Annotated in this window: 17 protein-coding genes and 1 tRNA gene; 9 read left to right on the top strand and 9 right to left on the bottom strand. The window is 32.4% G+C overall.

The window, feature by feature from the left end; translation table 11 throughout:
• Window positions 1-102 precede the first annotated feature (102 nt).
• The 5 genes from BT107_RS15110 to BT107_RS15130 all read right to left on the bottom strand — a co-directional run bounded on the left by BT107_RS15110 (window position 103) and on the right by BT107_RS15130 (window position 6,867).
• Window positions 103-3,105: a DNA polymerase III subunit alpha gene (locus BT107_RS15110; RefSeq protein WP_072304670.1), complete on the bottom strand. Its 3,003-nt coding sequence runs from the start codon at window positions 3,103-3,105 to the stop codon at window positions 103-105.
• On the bottom strand, window positions 3,105-4,322 hold the full coding sequence (gene dinB / locus BT107_RS15115) for a DNA polymerase IV (RefSeq protein ID WP_072304671.1): 1,218 nt from the start codon (window positions 4,320-4,322) through the stop codon (window positions 3,105-3,107). The genes BT107_RS15110 and dinB overlap by 1 nt, the downstream gene beginning before the upstream one ends.
• Before the next feature lie 360 nt (window positions 4,323-4,682).
• Window positions 4,683-5,363: a transcriptional regulator gene (locus BT107_RS15120; protein ID WP_072304672.1), complete on the bottom strand. Its 681-nt coding sequence runs from the start codon at window positions 5,361-5,363 to the stop codon at window positions 4,683-4,685.
• Window positions 5,364-6,740: a tyrosine-type recombinase/integrase gene (locus BT107_RS15125; RefSeq protein ID WP_072304673.1), complete on the bottom strand. Its 1,377-nt coding sequence runs from the start codon at window positions 6,738-6,740 to the stop codon at window positions 5,364-5,366.
• A gap of 54 nt (window positions 6,741-6,794) precedes the next feature.
• Window positions 6,795-6,867: transfer RNA gene (locus BT107_RS15130), tRNA-Met, on the bottom strand.
• Window positions 6,868-7,108: 241 nt separating this feature from the next.
• Here BT107_RS15130 and BT107_RS15135 point away from each other — a divergent pair.
• From BT107_RS15135 to BT107_RS15145, 3 genes are all read left to right on the top strand, one after another.
• Window positions 7,109-8,587 (top strand): Na+/H+ antiporter NhaC family protein, encoded by a 1,479-nt coding sequence (locus tag BT107_RS15135; protein WP_072304674.1) that lies wholly within the window; start codon window positions 7,109-7,111, stop codon window positions 8,585-8,587.
• A gap of 50 nt (window positions 8,588-8,637) precedes the next feature.
• Complete coding sequence (gene era, locus BT107_RS15140; RefSeq protein ID WP_072304675.1) at window positions 8,638-9,522, top strand: GTPase Era; 885 nt, start codon at window positions 8,638-8,640, stop codon at window positions 9,520-9,522.
• Between the two features lie 84 nt (window positions 9,523-9,606).
• Window positions 9,607-11,124, top strand: a complete 1,518-nt coding sequence (locus tag BT107_RS15145; RefSeq protein WP_072304676.1) for a choice-of-anchor I family protein — start codon at window positions 9,607-9,609, stop codon at window positions 11,122-11,124.
• A 155-nt stretch (window positions 11,125-11,279) separates the two neighbouring features.
• Here the strand turns inward: BT107_RS15145 and BT107_RS15150 are convergent, their stop codons facing one another.
• Entirely contained in the window at window positions 11,280-11,780 is a 501-nt protein-coding gene (locus BT107_RS15150) for a GTP-binding protein (protein ID WP_072304677.1), read from the bottom strand.
• A gap of 76 nt (window positions 11,781-11,856) precedes the next feature.
• On the opposite strand from BT107_RS15150, the gene der reads away from it, so the two are divergent.
• On the top strand, window positions 11,857-13,161 hold the full coding sequence (gene der / locus BT107_RS15155) for a ribosome biogenesis GTPase Der (protein ID WP_072304678.1): 1,305 nt from the start codon (window positions 11,857-11,859) through the stop codon (window positions 13,159-13,161).
• Between the two features lie 38 nt (window positions 13,162-13,199).
• On the opposite strand, the gene BT107_RS15160 is transcribed toward der, so the two are convergent.
• Window positions 13,200-14,225 (bottom strand): LacI family DNA-binding transcriptional regulator, encoded by a 1,026-nt coding sequence (locus tag BT107_RS15160; protein WP_072304679.1) that lies wholly within the window; start codon window positions 14,223-14,225, stop codon window positions 13,200-13,202.
• Between the two features lie 185 nt (window positions 14,226-14,410).
• Between BT107_RS15160 and BT107_RS15165 the strand changes: the two genes are divergently transcribed.
• The 5 genes from BT107_RS15165 to BT107_RS15185 all read left to right on the top strand — a co-directional run bounded on the left by BT107_RS15165 (window position 14,411) and on the right by BT107_RS15185 (window position 24,069).
• Window positions 14,411-17,005, top strand: a complete 2,595-nt coding sequence (locus BT107_RS15165; RefSeq protein ID WP_072304680.1) for a TonB-dependent receptor — start codon at window positions 14,411-14,413, stop codon at window positions 17,003-17,005.
• Between the two features lie 81 nt (window positions 17,006-17,086).
• Window positions 17,087-18,388, top strand: coding sequence for an MGH1-like glycoside hydrolase domain-containing protein (locus BT107_RS15170; RefSeq protein ID WP_072304681.1), 1,302 nt, complete (start codon window positions 17,087-17,089; stop codon window positions 18,386-18,388).
• Between the two features lie 10 nt (window positions 18,389-18,398).
• Window positions 18,399-20,045, top strand: a complete 1,647-nt coding sequence (locus tag BT107_RS15175; RefSeq protein WP_072304682.1) for a sodium:solute symporter family protein — start codon at window positions 18,399-18,401, stop codon at window positions 20,043-20,045.
• A 1-nt stretch (window position 20,046) separates the two neighbouring features.
• Complete coding sequence (locus tag BT107_RS15180; RefSeq protein WP_072304683.1) at window positions 20,047-21,204, top strand: glycerate kinase; 1,158 nt, start codon at window positions 20,047-20,049, stop codon at window positions 21,202-21,204.
• Between the two features lie 120 nt (window positions 21,205-21,324).
• Window positions 21,325-24,069 (top strand): outer membrane beta-barrel protein, encoded by a 2,745-nt coding sequence (locus BT107_RS15185; RefSeq protein WP_072304684.1) that lies wholly within the window; start codon window positions 21,325-21,327, stop codon window positions 24,067-24,069.
• 68 nt (window positions 24,070-24,137) lie between these two features.
• Here the strand turns inward: BT107_RS15185 and BT107_RS15190 are convergent, their stop codons facing one another.
• Both BT107_RS15190 and BT107_RS15195 read right to left on the bottom strand, forming a co-directional pair.
• Entirely contained in the window at window positions 24,138-24,932 is a 795-nt protein-coding gene (locus tag BT107_RS15190) for a TPM domain-containing protein (protein WP_072304685.1), read from the bottom strand.
• Entirely contained in the window at window positions 24,913-25,350 is a 438-nt protein-coding gene (locus BT107_RS15195; protein ID WP_072304686.1) for a TPM domain-containing protein, read from the bottom strand. The genes BT107_RS15190 and BT107_RS15195 overlap by 20 nt, the downstream gene beginning before the upstream one ends.

The following is a 25,350-nucleotide window of genomic DNA, read 5'->3' on the forward strand; positions in this document are numbered from 1 at the left end:
TTGCAGTTTATTTTTTAATTTTTAAACAATGTAAAACTATTTTTTTGTGTTCAATTACGGAAATGTGTAATTGGATAAGAATTACTTATAAATGGTATAGAATTAGTTATGAATACCCTTTTCTTTTAGACTTTTAAAAGTTGGTTTGTCTGATGCTCTTGGATCTCCTTGCTGTGCAATTTTTCGTGTCCAAATAGCAGCTATACTATAGTGCCCAAATTCTTCAGTTACTTTACCGTAACACGCATACACACCAATACCTGTTATAGGATATTTATCTACTACTTTTGTAAAGTGTACAACATCAAAATAAGTACCTTCTTGGTCTATAAATGTACTAAAGCGCATATGTTTGTTGTGCTTAGTAGTATTAAAACGTGTGTTTACCAAAATGCCATACAACAAAACTTCTTTATGCACATAATTTTTCATTTCTGTTGCTTTTGTGTTGCTAAGTAGTTGTTCTGCTATCATATCAAAATAACTGTACAACGGAAACCCCAAAAGCTCCATTTGGTCATACGCATCTTCTAACCAAGAATGCTCTAATACTGGTAACTCAAAATTTCTGTGTTTAGGTTTAAATAAACTAGGATTTGTGTTTCTTTTCTTAGACTTATTTAATTTAAAAATTGCTTGCCAGTGCAATTGGTTTTTCTGTAGTTTGGTAAAGCTAAAAGCGCCTATTCTTATTAAAATAGACAACTGCTCTATGCTTATGGCAACACGATCTATAAAATCATCTAAAGAACTATAGTTACCATACAATTGTCGTTCTGTAAGTAAACGTTGTATTACTAATTTTTCTAAATTCTTTACATATCCAAAACCCAAGTAAATATCCTTGCCTTTAATTATATTATGGTTGTTGCTATTGTTAATACATGGTGGGTGTATACTAGCGCCACACATACGAGCTTCGTGTATGTAATGTTCTGCTGTATAAAAACCACCTCCGTTATTTAATACAGCTACCATAAACTCTAATGGGTAGTAACACTTTAAATACATACTCTGGTAACTTTCTACAGCATAGGATGCAGAATGACCCTTTGCAAAAGCATAGCCAGCAAAACTTGCTATTTGTTCCCAAACCTTTGTAGTTAATTGGTCTGTGTAGCCTTTTGCTTTACAGTTTGACTTAAACTTGTTTTCTACCCGTGTAAACTCTTCTCTAGATTTAAACTTACCGCTCATTCCTCTACGCAACACATCAGCTTCGCCTAAGTCTAAATCAGCAAACTGATTTGCAACTTTTAAAACATCTTCTTGATACACCATAATACCATAGGTTTCAGGCATTATTTCGGCTAGAATAGGATTCGCTTGTTTACGTCTTTTAGGATCTCGGTGTCTTCTAATATATTCATTTTTCATACCAGAACTAGATACTCCTGGTCTTATTACAGAACTTGCAGCAACCAAGCCTAAATAATCATTAACCCTAAGTTTACTCATTAAACCACGCATAGCAGGAGATTCTACATAATAAGCACCAGTTGCTTTACCTTGACTTAAAAGTTTGTTGATGTTTTTATCTACTTTAAATTTTTCAACCTGAGTAATATCTATGTCGCCTACTTCTGGTTTATTTTCTTTAATAATATCTAAGGCATCTTTAATTTTAGCCAAACCTCGTTGTCCTAAAATATCAAACTTAAAAACACCTACATCTTCAGCTATATTCATATCAAACTGTACTGTAGGGAAACCTTTAGGTGGTAGGTCTGTTGCAGAATAATAATGTATTGGTTTTTCTAGTATTAATATACCAGCAGAATGTACACTAATGTAATTTGGAAAACCTCTAATAAGTGCACTGTATTTTAAAACCAGTTTTCCCATTTCATCTATGTCATTCATAGAAAAATGACCTTTGCATAGTTTGTCTATTTCTTCTTTAGGTAAACCAAATACTTTACCTAATTCCCTAACAACAGCCCTGTATTTAAAAGTATTATAGGTTGCTAATAACGCTGTATTTTTAAATCGATTAAAAATATACGTAGTTACGTCATCTCTGTCTTTCCAACTAAAATCAATATCAAAATCTGGAGGCGAAGCACGGTAAGGATTGATGAAGCGCTCAAAATATAAATCTAACTCTATAGGATCTACATCTGTAATTCCTATTATATAAGCAACAATACTATTTGCACCACTACCACGACCAACGTGTAAATAACCCTTAGAATTGGCATAGCTTACTATTTCGTGATTAATTAAGAAATAGGAAACAAAATCCATTTCTTTAATTGTTTTAAGCTCCACCTCTAAACGTTTTGTAACGGCATTAGTTATAGTAGAATATCGTTTTGGTAATCCAATACTACAAAGCTCATTTAGATATTCAAAATCAGCTTCTTTGGACTCTCCAAATACTTGTTGATTCTGTGAGACTCTATTTTCTCCAAAACCAAAACTTATAGAACAAGTAGACAACAGCTTTTTAGTATTTTCTATAATAAATGGGAAATCACCATAGGTTTTTAGCAACTCATTTATAGGTAACATTTTTTCTGACGGACTACCTTCTTCTGTTTTTTGAAGTTTACTTAGTAAGGTGTTGTTTGCTATTGCTCTTAACAAGCGGTGCGCATTAAAATCTCTTTTATTTCTAAACGTTACAGGTTGTTGAACTACCAATTTCTCTTCATACATTTTATATTTAGAAAATGGCAATCGTTTTAAGTTTTCTATAGAAATGCCTATGTATTCATTAGGTCTAAATTCTATTTTCTCTAATTGTAAAACCTTTTCAAAAGGATAAATAAAAAATGCATTTGCTAGCTCTGGTGCTTCTTTAGGTAAAGGTTGTGATTTATGAGAGTACAGTGATAAAAAATCATTTAATTCTTTAAATCCTTCATTATTTATAGCTAAGCCTACATACAATTGTTCTGCTCCGTTTCTAAAATCAATACCAACAATTGGTTTTATTCCATATTCCTTAGATTTACGAATAAAGTTTAAACAAGCAGATGTATTATTGATATCTGTTAGCGCCAAACAAGACACGCCAAAACCTTTAGCCATTTCCAAAAGGTCTATTTCTGAAAATGTACCAAAACGCAAAGAATAATATGTGTGACAATTTAAATACATTATTGTTTTCTATGAGCTAAAACAATTGGTGGTTCTCCACTAAATGGATTATGAAAACGACCTATAGTTTTTGCGCCCATAGATGTTGCTCTCATAATACTTTTTTCTCCATACTTTTGACGTATATGATCCATAGCATCATATAGATTTAGCATTTCTTCAGTGTCATCAAATAGGTTTATTTGATAATTGCCAGTTACTATGTCTGTATATTTTACGCCAACCAAGCGTATTAACAAACGTCTATCATATAAACGCTCAAATAACTCTAATATCTTAGGTATTAAAATATGATCTGCACTCGTATAAGGTATTTTTATTTGTTTTGAATAGGTTTGATAATCCGAATACCGAAGTCGAACAGAAATGCAAGCAGTTAATTTATCAGCTCTACGTAATTGATAAGCTAAATTTTCTGCCATTGCGGTTAATGTGGTTCGTAACTGAACCATATTTGTTGTGTCTTTAGAAAATGTGCGCTCTGTAGAGATAGATTTACGCTCGTGAAACGGAATTAAAGGAGGTCTATCTATTCCGTTAGCTCGTTTCCATATCACTTCACCTTTTACACCTAAAGCACTAACCAACATTTCTACAGGCATTTCTTGTACTATTTGCACTGTTGTAATCCCTAAATTACGCAGTGTTTGGTAGGTTTTTGTACCTACAGAAGGTATTTTCTGAATTGATAACGGTGCTAAAAATTGCTTTTCTAAACCATTGTCTACTCGCATTTGATTATTGGGTTTAGCCTCACCAGTAGCAACTTTAGAAACAATTTTATTTGATGATAAACCAAAAGATATGGGCAAACCTGTTTCTTTAATTATAGTATTGCGTAATTCTGTGGCAAATTTATACGTACCAAAAAACTTATCCATACCTGTTAAATCTGCATAGAACTCATCTATACTAGCTTTTTCAAACAAGGGTACACGTTCTTTTATAATTTGGGTAACAGTTTGCGAGTGCTTTGTGTAAATACTAGAATCTCCTCTAATTACTGTAGCTTCTGGGCAAAGCTGTTTTGCTAATTTCATAGCCATACCAGAGTGTACTCCAAACCTTCTAGTCTCATAACTACAGGCAGCAACAACACCTCTGTCTCCCGTGCCTCCAACTAAAAGAGGTCGCTTTACTAACGTTGAGTCAATTAAGCGTTCGCAAGACACAAAAAAAGTATCTAAATCTAAATGTAATATTGATTCTGGCTTCATATATTGGATATAATCCAATTGTAAAACTGGATATTTTCCAAAACTACACATTAAAGCAAATCAAAACTCATTTTTAACATTGTTGTTATTAACAATGGTAATTTTTAGTAAATTGTAGTAAACGGAATTAATTATGTGTTACGGAATTAGAGTAGTGTATTAAAAAAAGATGTATTCTCCTTGTTGATCTTTTTTTAATTATCTGGATTAGCAACAACAAATTATATTAGTGTTGCTTAATGTAATTTTCCTAATGTATCTAGTTGGGGAGCTGTATATGCCGTTGCAACAACACTTTTTTGGTTGTTGTTAAAAGTGTTATTAGAAAAAAAGAGTTTCGTTAATAGTAAGCACTACGTATTATGACTTTCTAGTCTTATTAAAATAATTGGTAATTAAATAGGCAATCCCGTCATCCTCGGTAAAGTCAAATAATTGTTTCTTCTTATGTGTAAGATTGTTTTTGATTTTATCAATTTTAGTTGTTGTTATTTCTGCTTTTGGGTTTTGAATCTCTCTTTCTATTATACGATAAGGGTATTCAATATCCATCATTTTTTCATAGATAGTCAACGTTTGGTAACTAGTGTTTTTTAGTTTTTTAAATTGAATGTATTTGTATTTTTTTTGATTGTATACGAGTTTGAAAAAGGGACTAGTTGTGCTAAATATATTGTAGATTTCCTGTAGTGCTTTATGTATTGCAACGGAAAAGATAAAGTCCTTTATGTTGTTGTTTGTTGTTGCAAAATATTCTTGTATTTCATTTTCTAAAATACATTTAATTTCTTCCAATTCAGTTTCCATTTCATAATACTGAGCCTTTTTACTAAAAAGCTCAAAAGGCTCAGTATATTTTGTGTCAAGTATATTAGTATAGTTTTCTTGAGTATATACATACAACCATTTAGTTATTTGGTTTTTTATTGTTGCAAATGGTCTATTCTTGTTTTTGTTATCGATAAAAGCAAATCGTAAAAATCGTTCCGCTATACGATAGGTTTTTTCATAAGTGTATGTATATAGTTCGAAATTATCCATCTATTGAAAATAATTAGAATAGTCTTCAGGAAGTGCAGCATCAATATCTCGAAGATACAATTCTAATGCTTGCATAGTTGAATGTCCTGTTATTAATTGCATTTTACTTTTTATCATAGATGGTGTAGCATTTGGAACTTTGGCCATTTCCCTATATAATGTAGTGATGAAGGTATGTCTAAAACTGTATAAACCATAATCTGTACCAAGACCAAAATGATCCTTAACTTTTTTAAACTTTTTAGAGTAATGATTTCTTTTGTTGTCTTCTTTTGAATCCCATACACCACCAACAGAAGTACTTGTAAATAAAAAATCATCTTTTTTATAAATACTTAAATCAGGAAGTTCTTTTAATAAGATGTTTGGAATGATTTTAATTTTTACAGGCTGATTTTTAGCTCTAACGTACAATTTTTTATCTTTTACATCAATATCTCCTATTCGTAATCGGCATACCTCTATAGGTCGTAAAAAATTATAAGAAACAAATTGAATAAACAACAATAATGTTTTGTCATTTTCTTTTAGATACTCAAAAATTTCTTCTTGTTGACTTGGAGTGTATGTTTTGTTGCGTTCTGGTTTAGAGTTTAATTTTGATATTTTTTGAAGAAAATTATCTGGAATTAGCTCATTTTCTTCAAATACCTGAAAAAATGAACGTAAATCTGTATGTGTATTATTTCGGTTACGTGCACTTGTTCTTATAAGTACATCATTTAAGTATCGCATTACAATCTTTTTGGTAATAATACTTATAGGTTGATCAGGGGTTATTTGTTGTGATACAAGCCATCGTTCAAATTGTCCTATTTTACTCTTAAACTTACTAAAAGAGTTTTCTTTCATAACACTTTGCTTCAATGGAAGAGCTAGTTCAAAAGCTTCTTTTATGCTTACAGTGTCTTTAGCAACAACAGTTGTAGTTTCTGTTGTTGGAATTATTTTAGTTGTTGGTGTAGTAGGAGGTAGATCAATTGTTTTTTCAGTTTCGATCTCTTTTTCTTTTAATTCTAAATATTGCTTAAGTGTTAAATTAGTTTTATAGGGGTCAAAACCTTCCTCTAATAAAATAACTAAGCTCTTAGCTAGAATATTAAGAATGTGCAATCTAGTTTTTTTGTCTTTATATCTATTTGCACCTGCTTTGATGTTTTGTTGACGAACTAACTTATTTGTTTTAGGATTTCTAAAAGAAAAATATACATACCAGTCTTTTTCTAAGGCTAGTTTTTTTTCTTGTTTTGAAAGGGAACTCCAAGCATTAATATCAATACCACCTGTGTAGATTTTTGGTTGTGAATATTTTAGCTTCATTGGCAAATCGTGTACTTTATCGTGTACTTTTTGTAAAAGTAAGAAAATAGAAGACATAAAAAAACGGATTGTGAGAACACAATCCGTTTAATTTATTAGCTTGAAGCTTTGTAGCGGGAACTGGACTCGAACCAGTGACCTTCGGGTTATGAGCCCGACGAGCTACCTACTGCTCTATCCCGCGATTTGCGTTTCCAAAATAAACAACTTAGCTTTTAACTTTCAGATCATAACTGCTGACCGTTATATTTCGGACTGCAAATATACGCCCTTTTTTAGAACTGGCAAATTAAAATCAAAATAATTCTAAAAAATATTTATTCCCCATTTTTTTAAGCAGTTTTTTACTGCTTAAAAAAACTGCTATTCTATAAAATCTTACTATTTTGTAAAGATTTTTAAAACCTTTACTAAACCTATTTTTTATGGATAATTACGGCTGGCTATCAATATTACCTCCTATAATTGCAATTGTACTAGCGCTACGTACCAAACAAGTTTACATAGCATTGCTATTTGGTATTTGGTTTTCTTGGGTAATTATAAACGATTGGAACTTTTTAACAGGTACATTAAGTGCTATAGAAGGTATGGTAAACGTATTTAAGTCAGAAGGGAATACAAGAACCATAATGTTTAGTGCTTTAGTTGGTGCATTGCTACTGTTTATTCAGTATTCCAAAGGTGTAGAAGGTTTTATTAATCAGCTTAATAAAGTAATTGCTTTTTTTGAGAAAAAACAAAAAGGCTACAGTAGGGTAATTGTACAGTTATTAGCATTATTAACGGGTATTTTGTTGTTTGTAGAAACTAGTATTAGTTCTTTAACGGTTGGTACGTTGTACAGACCAGTTTTTGATAAACTAAAAATACCAAGAGAAAAACTAGCTTATATAGCAGATTCTAGCTCTGCACCATCATCTATATTAATTCCTTTTAATGCTTGGGGAGCTTTTATTATGGGCTTGTTGGTTACACAAGGGTTAGAAAATCCGTTTGGATTAATGCTTTCATCTATAGTGTATAATTTTTATCCAATTTTAGCCATTGCAATAGTGGTAATTGTAATTGTGTCTAAAAAAGATATTGGCCCTATGGCCAAAGCAGAAAAAAGAACACGAGAAACAGGTAAACTTTTAAACGACAATTCTAAACCTATGCTATCTAGTGAGGTTACTTCTTTAGCTCCAAAAGAGGGTATTAAAGCAAAGGCGTATAATATGATTATTCCTTTGGCTACAATGGTGTTTATGATGCCAATAAACTTGGTGTACACAGGTTGGGGTAATGTTACAGATGCTGTATCAACATCAGACCATATATTTAAAGCAATTGGTCAAGGTTCTGGGTCTTCTTCTGTATTATACGCTGTATTAACCGCTATTTTGGTGGCAATGGTGTTGTACAGGTCTCAAAAAATAATGAAAACCAAAGAAATGATAGATTTGGTTTTAAAAGGAATTAGTGAGCTTATGCCACTTGCACTGTTAATGTTGTTGGCATTTGCAATTGGTGATGCTTGTAATGAGTTGGGTACAGGTAAATTTGTAGCAGAATGGTCTAAAGATTGGTTGTCACCAGAATTTTTACCAGCCATAATATTTATAATTAGTTCTTTTATAGCATTTTCTACAGGTACATCTTGGGGAACATTTGCAATTATGATGGCTATAGCAATACCAATGGCAGAAGTGCACCAAGCGCCAATAACGCTTGTAATTGCAGCAACTTTGGGTGGTGGTATTTTTGGCGATCATTGTTCGCCTATATCAGACACCTCAATAATATCGTCAATGTCTTCTGCTAGTGACCATATAGATCACGTAAATACACAGTTGCCATATGCGCTAATTGGTGGTGTTATTACAATTATATTATACTTAATTTTAGGGTTTGCATTATAGTAAAGACATACAATAGTGTACCTTTGCATTTTAAATGATAAAATAGTAAAATGACTCATAAAGCCGGATTTGTAAATATTATAGGAAACCCAAATGTGGGTAAATCTACTTTAATGAATGCCTTTGTGGGCGAAAAATTATCTATAATTACCTCTAAAGCACAAACTACAAGACACCGTATTTTGGGTATTGTTAATGGTGATGATTTTCAGGTAATACTTTCTGATACACCAGGTATTATAAAACCAGCATACGAACTACAAAGTTCTATGATGGATTTTGTTAAGACTGCTTTTGAAGATGCTGATATCCTTATCTATATGGTAGAAATAGGAGAAAGAGCATTAAAAGATGAAGCATTCTTTAATAAGTTAAAGAATACAAAAATTCCGGTACTATTATTATTAAATAAGATTGATGCCTCTGAACAAGAAAAATTAGAGGAGCAAGTACAATACTGGCAAGAGCAATTGCCAACCGCAGAAATACACCCAATCTCTGCATTAATGAACTTTAATGTAAAAGAAGTTTTTCTTAGAATTATAGAGTTGCTTCCAGCATCTCATCCATATTACCCTAAAGACCAGTTAACAGATAAGCCAGAACGTTTTTTTGTAAACGAGACTATTAGAGAAAAAATACTTCAGTTTTATAAAAAAGAAGTTCCTTACGCAGTAGAAATAGATACCGAAGAATTTTTTGAAGACGAGGAAATTATTAGAATGCGTGCCGTAATTATGGTAGAAAGAGACTCGCAAAAAGGTATTATTATTGGTCATAAAGGTTCTGCTTTAAAAAGAGTAGGTGTAGAGGCACGTAAAGACTTAGAAAAGTTTTTTGACAAGCAAGTACATTTAGAGCTTTACGTTAAAGTAAATAAAAACTGGCGTAGTAATGCCAACCAGTTAAAACGCTTTGGTTACAATAAAGGCTAAAAGCTAACCTTTCTTTGTTTTTAAGTTTACAATAAAGTTATATTACATCATCATTTTTGGGAGAACTATATAATCAACCTGAAAATGAAAAAATATGTATTAAGTGCAGCATTATTTGTTGCGCTATTTGTTTCTTGTGATAAAGACGACAACAGTGGTGGTGAAACTCCAATAGACACATCTGCTTTAACCTTTAACAGAATTGGCCGTTTTACTAACGGTATCGGAGATGAAGGCTTTGCAGAAATTAGTACTTATGACAAGGCTTCTAAAAAGCTATTTGTGGTAAACCCTAATGATAACGAAGTTTCGGTTTGGGATTTATCTTCACCAGAATCACCATTAAAATTAACTTCTATTACTTTAAATGGCACACCTAATAGTGTAGCTACTTATAACGGCTTGTTGGCTGTTGCTGTAGAAAACGCAAATAAACAAGCAAACGGACAAATTTTAACCTATAATACAGATACACAAGTTTTAGAGCAATCTTATGCTGCTGGTGCTTTGCCAGATATGGTAACTTTTAGTCCAGATGGTAAATACATTATTTCTGCTAATGAAGGTGAACCAAATGATGATTACACTATAGATCCAGAGGGTTCTATAACTGTAATAGATTTAACAAAAAAAGAAGTTGTACAGTTAAGCTTTGCAGGTTTTAATGGTCAGGATATAGACAATAATTTTAGAGTATTTGGTCCTGGTGCAACTGTTGCACAAGATATAGAACCAGAGTATGTAGCAGTTTCTAAAGATAGCAGGTTTGCTTATGTTTCTTTACAAGAGAACAACGGTATGGCTGTAGTTAACTTAAACTCTAAAAGTATTACTCAGGTTTTTGGTTTAGGTGTTAAAGACCATATGCTAACAGATAATATGTTAGATGCTAGTAATAAAGATGATATTGTTGGTAATTTTAAAAACTGGCCAGTAAAAGGTTTTTATATGCCAGATGCTATAACGTATGCATCTATAAATGGAACAGGTTATATTATTTCTGCAAACGAGGGCGACTCTAGAGATTATGATGGCTATTCTGAAGAAGAACGTGTTAAAGATGTAACATTAGATCCTGCAATTTTTCCTAATGCTGCAGACCTTCAATTAAATGAAAATTTAGGACGACTTAAAATTACTACAGCAAATGGCGATATAGATAATGATGGTGATTTTGAGGAGCTGTATTCATACGGAGCAAGATCTTTTACAATTTGGAATACAGACGGCTCTTTAGTTTTTGATAGTGGTGACGCCATAGGAAGAAAAACACTAGAAGTTAATCCGGCTTATTTTAATGCAGATGAAGGAGAAGCAGATGGTAGAAGTGATGATAAAGGAGCAGAGCCAGAGTCCGTAGCAACTTTAAAAATAGGAGAGTCTACGTTGTTGTTCGTTGGCTTAGAACGCACAGGTGGTGTGTTGGTTTACGATATTAGTAATCCTGCTGCACCAGAGTACATACATTGGATTTTTAGTGCGCAAGATGTTGCACCAGAAGGATTATTAACTGTATCTGCAGAAGATAGTCCTACAGGAGAAAACTTAGTTATTATTACTAATGAAGTCTCTAATACTGTTTCTATTTACGAGATTAAATAAATTTTAAACATAGTATATAATCCTTAATTTCTATTTAAAGTAGATTTTAAGGATTTTTTGTTTTATTGTGTTAGTTTACTGTAAGTTACTAGTACCTTTGCAATTAAGTAAAATGATTGCAGTTGTTTAACGAGCAAATGTGGTAAGTCTCTTTTTTACGCAGAACACTCATTAATGGTTTGTTTCATAAACAAATAAAGATCATTCATTTGTGGTTTGCCTTTTTGTTTTCCAATTCTTCCAAAAGCATATAAAGACGCCCATATTAGTGTCATAAAAAGCATAAAAGAAAGTTGTAAAAAATAAGGCCTGTGTAAAGACCAGTTTGTATATCCCCAAATAGCAAAAACAATAAATGTTATTGCTATTGCAAAATGGATAAACATAAAAAAGGTCCAAAGTGATGGGTTGGGACCAAAGACACCGTATAATTTACAAGAATTAGAATCTATAGTATCTAGTTCTAAATGAAGTTGAGGAGACCAAAAATGAACATCTTTTGGTTTAATTTTCAAGAATATATGGTCGTCTAGTCGTTTGCAGGTGATAGAACTGCTGTTGGCTTTTTCAAATTGGTCAAGAATTATATTGCTTGGTTGGTCTAATTTTATCTGAAACCTAGGCCTTAAAACTATATCGTTAGGTAATGTTTTCATTATGTAAATAGATAGTAAACAAAAAGATACTGTTTTTCTTCAGATATTAATAGTACTTTTGCAAAAAAATAAAAGAATGAGTGCTATTGTTGCCATAGTAGGAAGACCAAATGTAGGGAAGTCTACTTTTTTTAATAGATTAATTCAACGTAGAGAAGCTATTGTAGACGCCGTTAGTGGTGTTACAAGAGATCGTCACTACGGAAAAAGTGATTGGAATGGTGTTGAGTTCTCTTTAATAGATACTGGAGGCTACGTATTAGGGAGCGATGATGTTTTTGAAGCAGAGATAGATAAGCAGGTAGAACTTGCTATAGACGAAGCAGATGCAATTATCTTTATGGTAGACGTAGAGTCTGGTGTAACTGGTATGGATGAAGATGTTGCTAAGTTGTTACGTAGAGTAGACAAACCAATTTTCTTAGTAATAAATAAAGTAGATAATGCTAAAAGAGCAGAAGATGCTGTAGAGTTTTATTCACTAGGTTTAGGAGAGTACTTTACTATTGCCAGTATAAATGGTAGTGGTACAGGAGATTTATTAGATGCTGTTGTTAAAGTGCTTCCAGAGAAAGAAATGGAACATGATGATTTGCCTAGGTTTGCTGTAGTTGGTAGACCAAATGCTGGTAAATCTTCATTTATAAATGCTTTAATTGGCGAAGAAAGATATATTGTAACAGATGTTGCAGGTACTACTAGAGATAGTATAGATACCAAATACAATAGATTTGGATTTGAGTTTAACTTGGTAGATACTGCAGGTATACGTAGAAAAGCTAAGGTAAAAGAAGATTTAGAATTTTACTCTGTAATGCGTTCTGTTAGAGCAATAGAACACGCAGATGTTTGTATTTTAATGTTAGATGCTACTCGTGGTTTTGATGGGCAGGTAGAAAACATTTTCTGGTTAGCACAACGTAATAATAAAGGTGTAGTTATATTAGTAAACAAGTGGGATTTGGTAGAGGATAAAGAAACCAATACTATTAAAAATTATACTACTCGTATTAAACAAGCTATAGAACCTTTTACAGATGTGCCAATTATTTTTGTATCGGTACTTACTAAACAACGTATTTTTAAAGCCATAGAAACTGCTGTTGAAGTTTACAATAACAGAGCTAGAAAAGTACAAACACGTAAGTTTAATGACGTAATGTTACCTATTATAGAGAATAATCCGCCACCAGCGTATAAAGGTAAATATGTAAAAATTAAATTTTGTACACAATTACCAACACCTTATCCGCAATTTGCGTTTTTCTGTAATTTACCACAATATGTGCGTGATCCTTATAAACGTTTCTTAGAAAATAAATTAAGAGAGAACTTTAATTTTGAAGGAGTTCCTATCTCTGTATTTATGCGTAAGAAGTAATTTTTATATACTTTAAATATCATTTAGTTGTTAGTGCTTTATCCTTTAAAGGTAGATGCTCTAACAACTAAATTTGTTTTTATCTCTATTGTTTTTGTAACCAAATCCTCAATGGGGTTTTGTATTTCTTTAATTAAGTAAGTTGTTGCGGTTCTGCCTAAGCGTTCTCCCGGCTGGTCTACAGTTGTTAAGCTAGGTGTTATAATTGTAGCGCTGGCAGAGTTACTAAAGCCTACCACAGCTATTTCTTCTGGTATTTTTATAGAAAATTTGTTTAAGGTTTGTATAGCGCCAATTGCTGCATTATCTGTAATTGCAAAAATGGCATCTGGCCTTTTTTTCATACTAAGTAAAACGTTGGTTAATCTTTTTCCGTTGATAAGAGAAATATCTTCCGTACTTAAAATTAATTTTTCTTTAAGCGGTATGTTATTCGCTTCTAAAGCTCGTTTGTAACCCGCAAATCTTTTTTCGGAGTTATAAGAGTTTTCGGTTTCCTTTAAAATAGCAATTCTTTCTTTACCTAAACCTATTAGATGTTGTACTGCATTGTAGGCAGCTTCTTCTTCATCTATTACAATTTGTGTACAGGGTATTTTGTCAGATACTTTATCAAATAAAACTAAAGGTACGCGCTGTAACATACTTAGAATTTTATTTACCGAAGATGTTTTTTTTGCCAAAGACATTAAAATACCATCTGCTCCAAACTGTATCATAGTTTGCAACATTTCTACTTGTTTTGTTTCATCGTTTTTAGACTCAGAAATAATTACTCTATAACCAGACAATTCAGCTTCATCCAAAATGCCTTTTAAAATAGTAGTTGTGTAAATATGACTAACATTTGGTACAATTACGCCAAGTATATTCGTTTTCTTGGTTCTAAATCCTTTTGCAAAAAGATTAGGAACGTAGTTTAATTCGTTGGCTAATCTCTTAACTCTATCTACTGTAATAGGACTTATGTCTGGATGATCATTTAAAGCTCTAGAAACTGTTGATACAGAAATGTTTAACTTTTTAGAGAGCTCTTTTAGGGTTACAGTGTGGTTCTTAGCCATTTTAAGATGCTTTTTGTAGATCAATATACATAAAAATATCTAATTGCAAACGTTCCCGCAAACGTTTGCATAGTTTTTTGGCAATAAAAACATTAAATAATTACGGTAATCATTATAAATTTATATAATAATTACAAATTACGTAATAGCAACCAACAAACTTAATATTAATAAAAATCAAGAAAATGAAAAACTTAATTTTTGCAATTGCATTAGTTTTTAGCGCTACTGGAGTATTTGGGCAAACCGATATTTCTGGTACAGTTAAAGATACGGACGGAGTTCCAGTAGATGGTGCCAATATTATTATAAAGGGCACAACAGAAGGTACAACATCAGATTTTGATGGTAATTATACATTGTCAACTAATTTAAGTGGATCTCAAGTTGTTAGAGTATCATATATAGGATACACTGCAGTAGAAAAAACAATAAACTTATCTGGTGGCAAAGCGGTTTTAAATATTGTTTTAAGCACAGATGGTCAGCAGTTAGATGAGGTTTTGTTAACAGCAACATCAACTAGAAGGTCTCAGAAAGAAACACCTTTATCTGTTACTTCTTTAGGTGCAAAACAGTTGGCAAAAGTAAATACAAGTAGCCAGGCAGATGTTTTGCGTAGTGTGCCAGGTATTACCGCAGAAGGTGGTGGTGGTGAGGTAGCATCTAATATTTTTGTAAGAGGTTTGCCTTCTGGCGGACAATATCAATTTAACCCATTACAAATAGATGGTATGCCAGTGTTAAGTACATTTGGTTTAAACTCATCTGCACATGATGTATATTTTAGAAATGATATTGGTATAAAGAGTTTAGAGTTTGTACGTGGTGGTTCTTCTATATTATATGGTGTAGGTTCTGTTGCTGGTATTATTAATTATACCAGTATTACAGGTACAGTAGACCAAAAAACAACATTAAGAACAGAGGTTGGTAGCAATTCTAGATACAAAGCAGATTTTGTTACAAGTGGTCCTTTAGGAGGCGAAGATTCTAATACGTTTTATGCGCTTTCTGGTTTTTATAGATATGATGAGGGGCCAATTATTACAGGTTTACCAACAGAAGGTTTTCAGTTAAGAGGTAATATTAAGCATGTAACAGAAAAAGGATCATTTACACTTTCTGGTCAGTATATAGACGATCAAGTACAATTTTTCTTGCCTTACCCTTTAGAAGGTGGTTCTAGAAAAAGACCAACAGGGAATAATGGTGAAGAGATATTTACATTACAAACAGCAGCTGCACAAGATATATCTTACCAAACTCCAAACGGAGTATATACTTCTCCTATAGAAGATGGTGTGTCTACTAAAGGATCTTACATTATGGCCGATTTTAAACATAGGTTTGATGATGATTTTAAATTAGATGCAAAATTACGTTACTCTAAATACGAGCATCAATTTAATTTATTTTTAGATGGAAGTGGAGTAGGCGGAGCAAAAGTAGTAGAAACACAACAAGAGTACTTAGATGCAAGAGGTTTAGCAAGTGGAGATTTTACATACTTAAACGGGCAACCTTTAGCAGCAGATGCATTACTTTTTGAAAACAGAATTTTAGACAGAGATAGACCGTTAAAAGAATTAATGGCAGATATTAAATTAACAAAATCTGTAGGGGTGCACAACCTTACTTTAGGTACTTTTTTATCTAGATCAGAAGCCGGAGATTTTAATGTAATTACTAGATATTTAGGAGAATACAATAATAGACCTAGTTTAGTAAATGTTTCAGATTATAGTGTAAATGGAGTTACAAACAGAGGTTTAGCTTATACAAACAGAAATATTTCTAGTAATAAAGTAGCTGTTTTTCTTGCAGACGAAATTAAATTAGATCGTTGGAATTTAGATTTTGGTGTACGTTACGAAAGAGCATCAGGAGATATAGAAAATGAAGGAACAGATTCTTACTTAGTTGATAATACAGGTATAGCAGGTTTAGATAATGTAGCTTGGGGTAATGGTAGCTACACAAGAGGTCACGTTTATGCAGATGATTTTGCAGTAGCAGTAGCTGCCTTGTATAAAGTAAATGATGATTTAAGTGTGTATGGTAACTTCTCTAGAGGATATTTTTTCCCAGAATTAAGAGGTACAAAGTTTGATGATTTTGGAAATCCATCTTCTTATGATACAGAAGAAATTCTTCAAGGAGAATTAGGTGTTAAGTATGGTATTCCTGGTTTTTCTGCAACAGCGGCATTGTATAATGTAGGCTTAAAAGATAGAAGATCTGTAAGCTTTATAAATGCACCAGGAGGTGGTTTTATAGAAGATGTAGATAAGCAAGATACTAATACGTACGGTATAGAAGGTACTTGGAACTGGGGATTTGCAGATAATTTTGCCTTTACAGGGTCTTTTACATATCAAAATCACGAAATAACAAAGTCAGAGAACGACCCAACTATAGAAGGTAACGAACTAAGAAGACAGCCAAAAGTAATAAGCGCTTTAGGTATTAGTTTTGATGATTCTAAGCTAGATGCTAATTTTGATTACAACTACACAGGTAAAAAATTCTCTAACGAAACAAATACAATAGAGTTAGATGCTATAGGTATAGCAAATTTTAATTTAGGATATACTTTTAGTTTAAGTGAAGACGGAGAAACATTAAGAATAGGTACACAAGTATTTAATCTTTTTAATTCTGACGGAATTACAGAAGGTTCTCCAAGGTTGGGTAACAACCAAACAGATGAAGAGTTCTTTGTTGGTCGTCCTGTATTGCCAACAAGAGTGTTCTTTAACGCAACATTCAATTTTTAAGTTAGTAGTTTTTTTGTTTATAATTATTACAAACACATTAGCGGAGGTTAGTGCCGCTAATGTGTTTAATACAACAGTTTTATGAAAGAGAAGTTAATATCACAAGCCATTAGAGTATTAGAAGATAATTTCCAAGAAGGAGGTTTTACTATACCATGTAAAGGATTGTATCCTTTTCAATGGAAATGGGATAGTGGTTTTATAGCTATAGGGCAGGCATATTATGATGCCTCAAAAGCAAAACAAGAAATAGCAACATTGCTAGATGCGCAATGGGATAATGGTTTTATACCACATATTGTTTTTCATAACGAAAGCGATACCTATTTTCCAGGAGCAGATGTACATAGGTCAGATTTAAGTCCGGTTGCATCTAAAAAATATAAATCTACAGGGATGACACAGCCACCTGTAACAGGTTTTGTGTTAGAAGAAATGTATAGAATTGCAGATGATAAAGAAGATATGTTTGCATTTATAAAAACCCAAATAGATAAGGTTTATGACAATCATAACTATTTTTATAAGAATAGAGATGTAAATGATGAAGGTTTAGTGTTTATATACCATAACTGGGAATCTGGCACAGATAATTCACCTATTTGGGACGATATCTGGACAACAATGAATCCGCCAGAATATACTTTTGAACGTAGAGATACAACTCACGTAGACGCTTCTCAGAGACCTAGCAAAAGAGAATACGATCATTACCTGTATATTATAGAGATAGCTAAGGAGAACAATTATAACGATGCTAAAATAGCAGAGTTATCTCCTTTTTTAGTTATAGATCCCTTGTTTAATGCAATGTTAATTAAATCTAACCAAGCTTTAATTAATTTATATATCCGTATTGGTGGTAACGAGGATAAAATTGCGCAATTAAAAAAATGGCAAGCAAAAAGTATAGAGGGCTTTAATTCTAAATTGTGGGATGATAAGCTGGGAGCTTACGTCCATTACGATTTAAGAAAAGATGCACCTATTAGTTTTGTAACCTCTTCTTCTTTTGCGCCTTTGTATGCAAACATACCTAGTCAAGAAAGAGCAGATGCTTTAGTGCACACAATGATGACCAAGTTTGGAGGAGAAGATAAGTACTTATGTGCTTCTTTTGACCCAGAAAGTGATCGTTTTGATCCTAAAAAATATTGGAGAGGACCAGTTTGGATTAATATGAATTGGATATTGTTCTACGGATTAAAAAATTATGGGTACACAGATATTGCAAATCGTGTTAAAGAAGATTCTATAGAACTTATAGAGAAATACGGTTTTTATGAGTACTTTAATTGTAAAAAAGGAACAGAAAATGCTGGTTACGGAGGAGGAGATTTCTCATGGAGTGCGGCATTACTTATAGATTTACTAAATAACTAAACCAAATATAATGAACTATATAGACTATATAATTGTTGGGCTTTACCTTTTTGGTTTCTTGGCGATGGGCTATTTTTTTAAGGAGAATAAAAATTCTAAAGATTATTTCTTAGGCGGAAAAAGCTTAGGGTGGTTTCCTTTAAGTCTGTCTACAATGGCTACACAATTATCGGCTATTAGTTTTATTTCTGCTCCTGCTTTTGTTGGTTTAAAACTAAATGGAGGGATGAAATGGCTTACGTTCGAGTTTGCTGTTCCGTTAGCTATGATTTTTATTATGGTTATTATAGTTCCGCCTTTGTTTAGGTCAGGAGTCGTTAGTATTTATGAGTTTGTAGAAAGACGTTTTCATTCTTCTACTCGTATGATTTTAAGTGTGGTGTTCTTAATTAGTAGAGCACTTGCAACTGGTGTTATGGTGTATACTATTTCTATAATATTACAGGCAGTTTTAGATATAGACTATGTGTACACGGTTTTAATTATAAGTGTAATAACCATTATATATTCTTGGCAAGGCGGTATGAAAGCTGTTGTCTGGGGAGATGCAATACAGATGATAATTTTATTTGTTGGCCTAATCGTTTGTTTATTTTACGGCTGGTCTTTATTAGATGCAACTCCAGGTGTTACAGAAAATTTTTCACCAGAAAGGTTACAAGTAATAGACTTTAATTGGGGCATAGGAGAAAATCAAGAATATGGGTTTTGGCCAATGCTAATCGGTGGTTTCTTTTTATATGTTTCTTATTATGGATGTGACCAAACCCAAGCACAACGTTTGTTATCTGCAAAAGATGAGGGTACAATACGTAAGCTGTTATTAGCTAACGGCTTATTGCGTTTTCCTGTGGTTCTTTTGTATTGTACAATTGGTTTGGTAATTGGTACACTGGTTATGAAAGCGCCAGATTTTTTAAATGACATTGCTGTAATGACGCAAAAGTATTTTCCAGAAGAATATGCTGCTACTGGCGCCAAAGCAGATTTAATGATTCCTATTTTTATTACCAAGTATTTACCCCATGGGTTAATTGGTTTATTAATGGTTGGTATACTATCTGCAGCAATGTCTACTTTAAGTTCTACTGTAAACTCTTTATCTGCGGTTACTGTTGAGGACTTTTTTAATAGAGGTGATAAAAAAATATCATCTAAAAAATATATGATAGTTTCTAAGGTCTCTGTAGTTTTTTGGGGGCTGGTATGTATGGCTAGCTCATTCTTATTTGGAGGTAGTAAAAGTGCCGTAATAGAAATTATTAATGCAATTGGTTCTGTTTTTTATGGACCAGTTTTGGTTACCTTTTTATTAGCAATGTTTTCTAAAAAGGTAAATTATAAAGGAATAAATGCAGGTATTTTAGTAGCAGTTTTGGTAAATTTAATTTTTTCTAAGACAATGCAAAATATGGTAGGCATAGATCTAGGGATACATATTTTTTGGATATGGTTAAACTTTACAGGTGTTCTTTTAACTTTAGGAGTTAGTTACCTTGTAAGTTATTTAACGGGTTGGCAAAAAGAAAAAACCAATGTTCTAACAAATGTGTTTCCAAAGAAGTCAGATTTTTTAATCAAAGAAGTATATATCTTATTAGGCTTCTTTATTATAATACTTATTATAAGTTTTCTAATCCCCCAAATATATAGCTAGGATGAATTATTTAGTTATTCCAGATAAGTTTAAAGGCTCATTAACGGCTAAAGAAGTAATACAGTCAATTACTAATGGCTTGGAACGAGCAGACAAATCTCCATCTATAGATACTGTAATAGCCTCCGACGGAGGAGACGGTTTCTTAGATGCGGTTGCAACAAATATTGTGGCAGAAGAAGTTATAGTGGAAACATTAGATCCTTTAGGAACTAAAATTTTTGCTAGTTATTTATTTAAAGAAGAAACAAAAACGGCATATGTAGAACTTGCAAAGGCTTCTGGGTTAGAGCTGTTAAAAGAAAAAGACCGCTGTGCAAAATCTACATCTACTTATGGTACAGGTATTTTAATTAAAAATGCTATTAAAAAAGGAGCAACTAAAATATACGTGGGTCTTGGTGGTAGTGCTACTAACGATGCTGGTATGGGTATAGCCGCTGCTTTAGGTTATTCTTTTTTAGATGAAGACGGAATAGTTTTAAACCCTATAGGAGATAATTTATCTAAAGTATTTAAAATTGAACGTAATGCTACTGCTTCAATTCTAAACCGAATACAATTTTTTGCTGTTAATGATGTAGATAATCCATTATTTGGACCTAATGGAGCTGCTTATGTTTATGCAAAACAAAAAGGAGCTTGTACAGAGGATATTGCAAAATTAGATAATGCTTTAGAGTATTTTAATTCTGTTATTAAACATAGTTTAGTCGTAGATAATTCTCTATTACCTGGGGCAGGTGCAGCAGGAGGTACTGCTTATGGTTTAAAAACTTTTTTTAATGCAGAGTTTATAAGCGGGGTTAATTTTTTATTAGAATTAGCACAGGTTTCAACAATCTTTAAAAACAAAAAGATAGACTATGTAATTACCGGAGAAGGTAAAATTGATAGTCAGACTAGTAACGGTAAATTGGTAAAAGGTATAGTAGACTTATCTAAACAGTTTAATGTACCTGTAGTTGCTGTTTGTGGTAAGTTAGATGCAAATAAGGCTGAATTACAAAAAATGGGACTAAAAAATGCTATAGAAATATACGATAAAAAAAAGAGTGTAGATTATAGTATGAGGAACGCAGCCAAGCTAGTAGAAAATATAATGTATCAGTTTTTCAAAAAAAAAACGAGCATAATGTTTAAAATAAAGTTAATGTAAGTTATTACGTTGTAATATTTAATAGTATTTAAGATTAATTGTTGGTTTTTTAAGATTTTATTAAGAAGTGTAACTTTTGATAAAATTACATTTGTTCAAAACAAACTAAGCCAATCTTAAATGAAGTATTTTTTAATGCTAGTATTAATGCTAACCACATTAACTAGTTTTTCTCAATCTAAACAGAAACAATTTAATGTTTCAGGAATTTTATTTACAGCAGATGATAATAAACCATTAGAATCTGCAACTGTTTATCTGCAAAGAGTAAAGGACAGTTCCTTGGTAACTTATACAATTACAGATCAAAAAGGTCAATTTACTTTAGAAGGTAAAACATATGACACTACTTTAAATATGTTTATATCTTATATAGGTTACAAAACCTATGCTAAGGTCATACCGGTAGATAGAAAAAAAGTTAACCTAGGACAAATAAATTTAGAGGTAGATGAAAACCTTTTAGATGAGGTAGTAGTAAAAGCAACTGCTCCAGTAACAATAAAAAAGGATACTTTAGAGTTTAACGTTAATTCTTTTAAGACAAAAAAGGATGCTAATGTAGAAGATTTACTTAAAAAACTACCAGGTGTAGAGGTAGATGAGTCTGGTAAAATTACTGTGAACGGTAATGATGTTAGTAATATTTTTGTAAACGGAAAACCTTTCTTTGGTGATGATCCAACAATAACTACACGTAACCTTACTAAAGATATTATAGAAAAGGTTCAAATTACAGATACTAAAACAAAATCAGAAGCTTTTACTGGAGAGGAATCAGAATCTGATAACAAGACAATAAACTTAACGATTAAAGAAGATAAAAATAAAGGTGTTTTTGGTAAAGCATCTGCAGGAGGTGGTACAGATGAGCGTTATGAGGCTGCTGCAATGGTAAATCTTTTTGATAACGACCAAAGATTAAGTGTTCTTTTTGGTGGTAATAATATTAATTCTGCTGGTTTTAGTTTTGGTGAGTTAGATAATATGTACAGTGTTGTTGGCGGCGGCAGCGGAAGAGGAATAACAACATCAAAAAATGCAGGACTAAACTACACGGATAAGTTAAGTGATAAAGTAGAATTGTCTTCAGATTATTTTTATAGTGATAGCCATTCGGAAAATAATAGCGCAAGCCAGCGAGAAAATATTTTACCAGATTCAAGATATTTTACAGATGCAAATTCTAATTCTGTTGCAGATAATTATAAACATGATGCTAACCTAGAATTAGAGATAGAATTAGATTCTACATTACGTATAGATATAGAACCATCTTTTACTCATAGCAGAAATACCAACTCGTATACAAGTCAAGAAGAATCTAGAGATGATGAGGATTTTGTAACCAACGAATCAGCTTCTAATTCTTTTTCAGAAGGAATCACTAATAATTTTAAAAACGATTTAGATATTACTAAAAAGTTAGGCTCCAAAGGTTCTTTTTTACGTGTAAGCATTACAAATAACATTAGTAAATCTACTTCGGAAAACTTTCTAGATTCGCAGACAGAAGTATATGGAGATAATCCAGAGTCTATTACAAGAAATCAGTTTACAGACGGAGAACAAAAATCGACAAGTTTAAATACTGGGCTTACTTATAGAATTCCACTTTTAAAAGAAGAATTGTCTTTGGATCTAAAATATAATTATCGATCTAATACAGATGAGGATGTAAAGAGTGCTTATGATTTTAACGAAAATTCACAAGCGTTTAATGATTTTAATACAGCGTTAAGTACAGATTTTGAGTATAAAAACTATAGAAGCACACCAGGTTTACGTTTAAATTATCGAAAAGATAAAGTTAGTTTTAATTTAAGTGGTAGTTATATTTTTAGGACATTAGAAAACAAAGATGCTTTACGTCCAGAGCTTAACTTAAAAAGAAACTTTGAGGCAGTAGAAATGTATTCTAGATTTACTTATAGATTTAACCCTAAATCTCGTATGTTTATGCGCTATTCTTTAAGTAATAACACGCCAAGTATAAGTCAGTTACAACCCTTTGAAGATGTAAGCGATCCACTAAACACTGTAGTTGGTAATCCTAGTTTAGAGCCAACTACAAATCATAGATTATATTTTGGTTTTAATAATCACAATTTTCAGAAAGGGATAGCTATTTGGTCTTATGCAGGTGTTAGCTTAGATGAAAATCAAGTAGTGGCTAAAACTACTATAGATGATAATTTTTTACGAAATACAACTTACACCAATGTAAATGGTGGTTATAACGTAAACGGAAATATATTTGCTAGCAAGACTAAAAGGTTAGATACTTTAAGAACATTAAAGCTTGGAGTTGGTTTTAATGGTAGTGTAAGCAAGTCTATTAACTTTAATAATAATGTTAAGTACAGTGCAACAAATACGTCTTTGAGTCCATCTCTAGAGCTTACGTTTAATTGGAAAGATATTATGGAAATAACGCCAAGATATTCTGTTTCTTTTACAGAGAATAAGTTCGATTTAGATCAATTTAGTAATCAAGATTTTAAATATCAAACTCTAGGTATAAGAACATCTACTTTTGTCCCTAAAAAATTAGAATGGCGTAATGATGTTAACTATACATATAATCCAAATGTAGGGCCAGGTTTTCAAAAGAGTGCTTGGTTTTGGAATACAACACTTGCCTATTCTATTTTAAAGAACAATGGTACAATTTCTTTAAAGGCATATGATTTACTTAACCAGAATACAAACGCAAGGCGTATAGCAACAGGGAACTACATACAAGATAGTCAGAGTACAGTATTGCAGCGTTATTTTATGTTAACCTTTAGTTGGAAATTTAATAGTTTAGGTAAAACTGGAGGTATGATGCCACCTCCGCCACCTCCTCGGGCAAGATTTTAATTTAAAATATGTTTTTTTATAATGATAAACAGAAAACCCTGAATCCTAATTCAGGGTTTTCTGTTTTGTTACCAACCACCAGAAGCGCCACCGCCTCCAAAGCTACCACCTCCAAAGCCGCCACCGAAACCTCCAGAGCCACCTCCGCCAAAGCTTCCGCCACCTCCAAAGCCGCCAGAACCTCCACGGCCAAGGTTGCTTAAGATTATAATATCTAATAAGTCGATACCAGTAGATCCTCTTCCTCCATTTTTACCACCATTTCCATTATTGTTTCTTTTTTTATTTATCAATATTAAAATGATAATAAAGAAAACTATAAAGGGAAAAAAGGATTGTAATCTTAAATTGTTTGGATTTCTATCTTCTTTAAATTCTCCATTTAATGCATCAAAAATAGCATCTGCACCATAGTTTAATCCGCTGTAGTAGTTGCCTGTTTTAAACTGAGGTATAATAATATTGTTTATAATGTTGTGTGCTGTAATGTCTGGCAATCTGCCTTCTACACCGTAACCAGTGCTAATTGCTATTTTTCGGTCATCTCTAGCTAAAAGAACCAATATGCCATTGTCTTTTCCTTTTTGACCTAGTCCCCATTTTTGCCCCCACTTAGCACCAAGATAGTTAATGTCTTCACCTTGTGTGCTAGTTATAACAGCAATAATTATTTGTGTAGATGTGCTGTCAGAATAACTAATAAGTTTACGTTCTAAACTAGCTTTATCTGTTGTAGATAACAAATTAGCATAATCATAAACACTAGTTTCTGTATTCGGTTTTTCCGGAATTTTATATTGTGCTATACTAAAATTAGCAACTAATAAAACCAATAAAAATAGGCTAGCCTTTAGATATTTCATTGCTAAGTTCATTGGTGTCTGTGTGTAGCCAAGGAAAATGAGTTTCTAACTCTTTGCCAGCTGTTAGTACACCATTAATAATTCCTTGTTTAAAATTTCCTTTAGAGAATTCTGCTTGTATAGCATTTTTTGTAGTTTCCCAAAAATCTTTTGGTACAGCATTATTTATGCCTTTGTCGCCATATATAACAAATTTTTTGTCGTGTACAGCAATGTATAGTAGCACACCATTCTCTGCTTTAGTGTTGTCCATTTTTAATGCGTGGAAAACCTCCTGAGCTCTTTTGTAGTGTTCTACTTTACTTGTAGCTTCAATATGTACTCTAATCTCGCCAGAAGTATTTTTTTCGGCTTCTACAATGGCAGTAACAATTTCTTGCTCTTCTCTTGCAGTTAAAAACTCTTCGACTTTAGACAT

This window comes from Cellulophaga fucicola (assembly GCF_900119145.1).
GTDB lineage: Bacteria > Bacteroidota > Bacteroidia > Flavobacteriales > Flavobacteriaceae > Cellulophaga > Cellulophaga fucicola.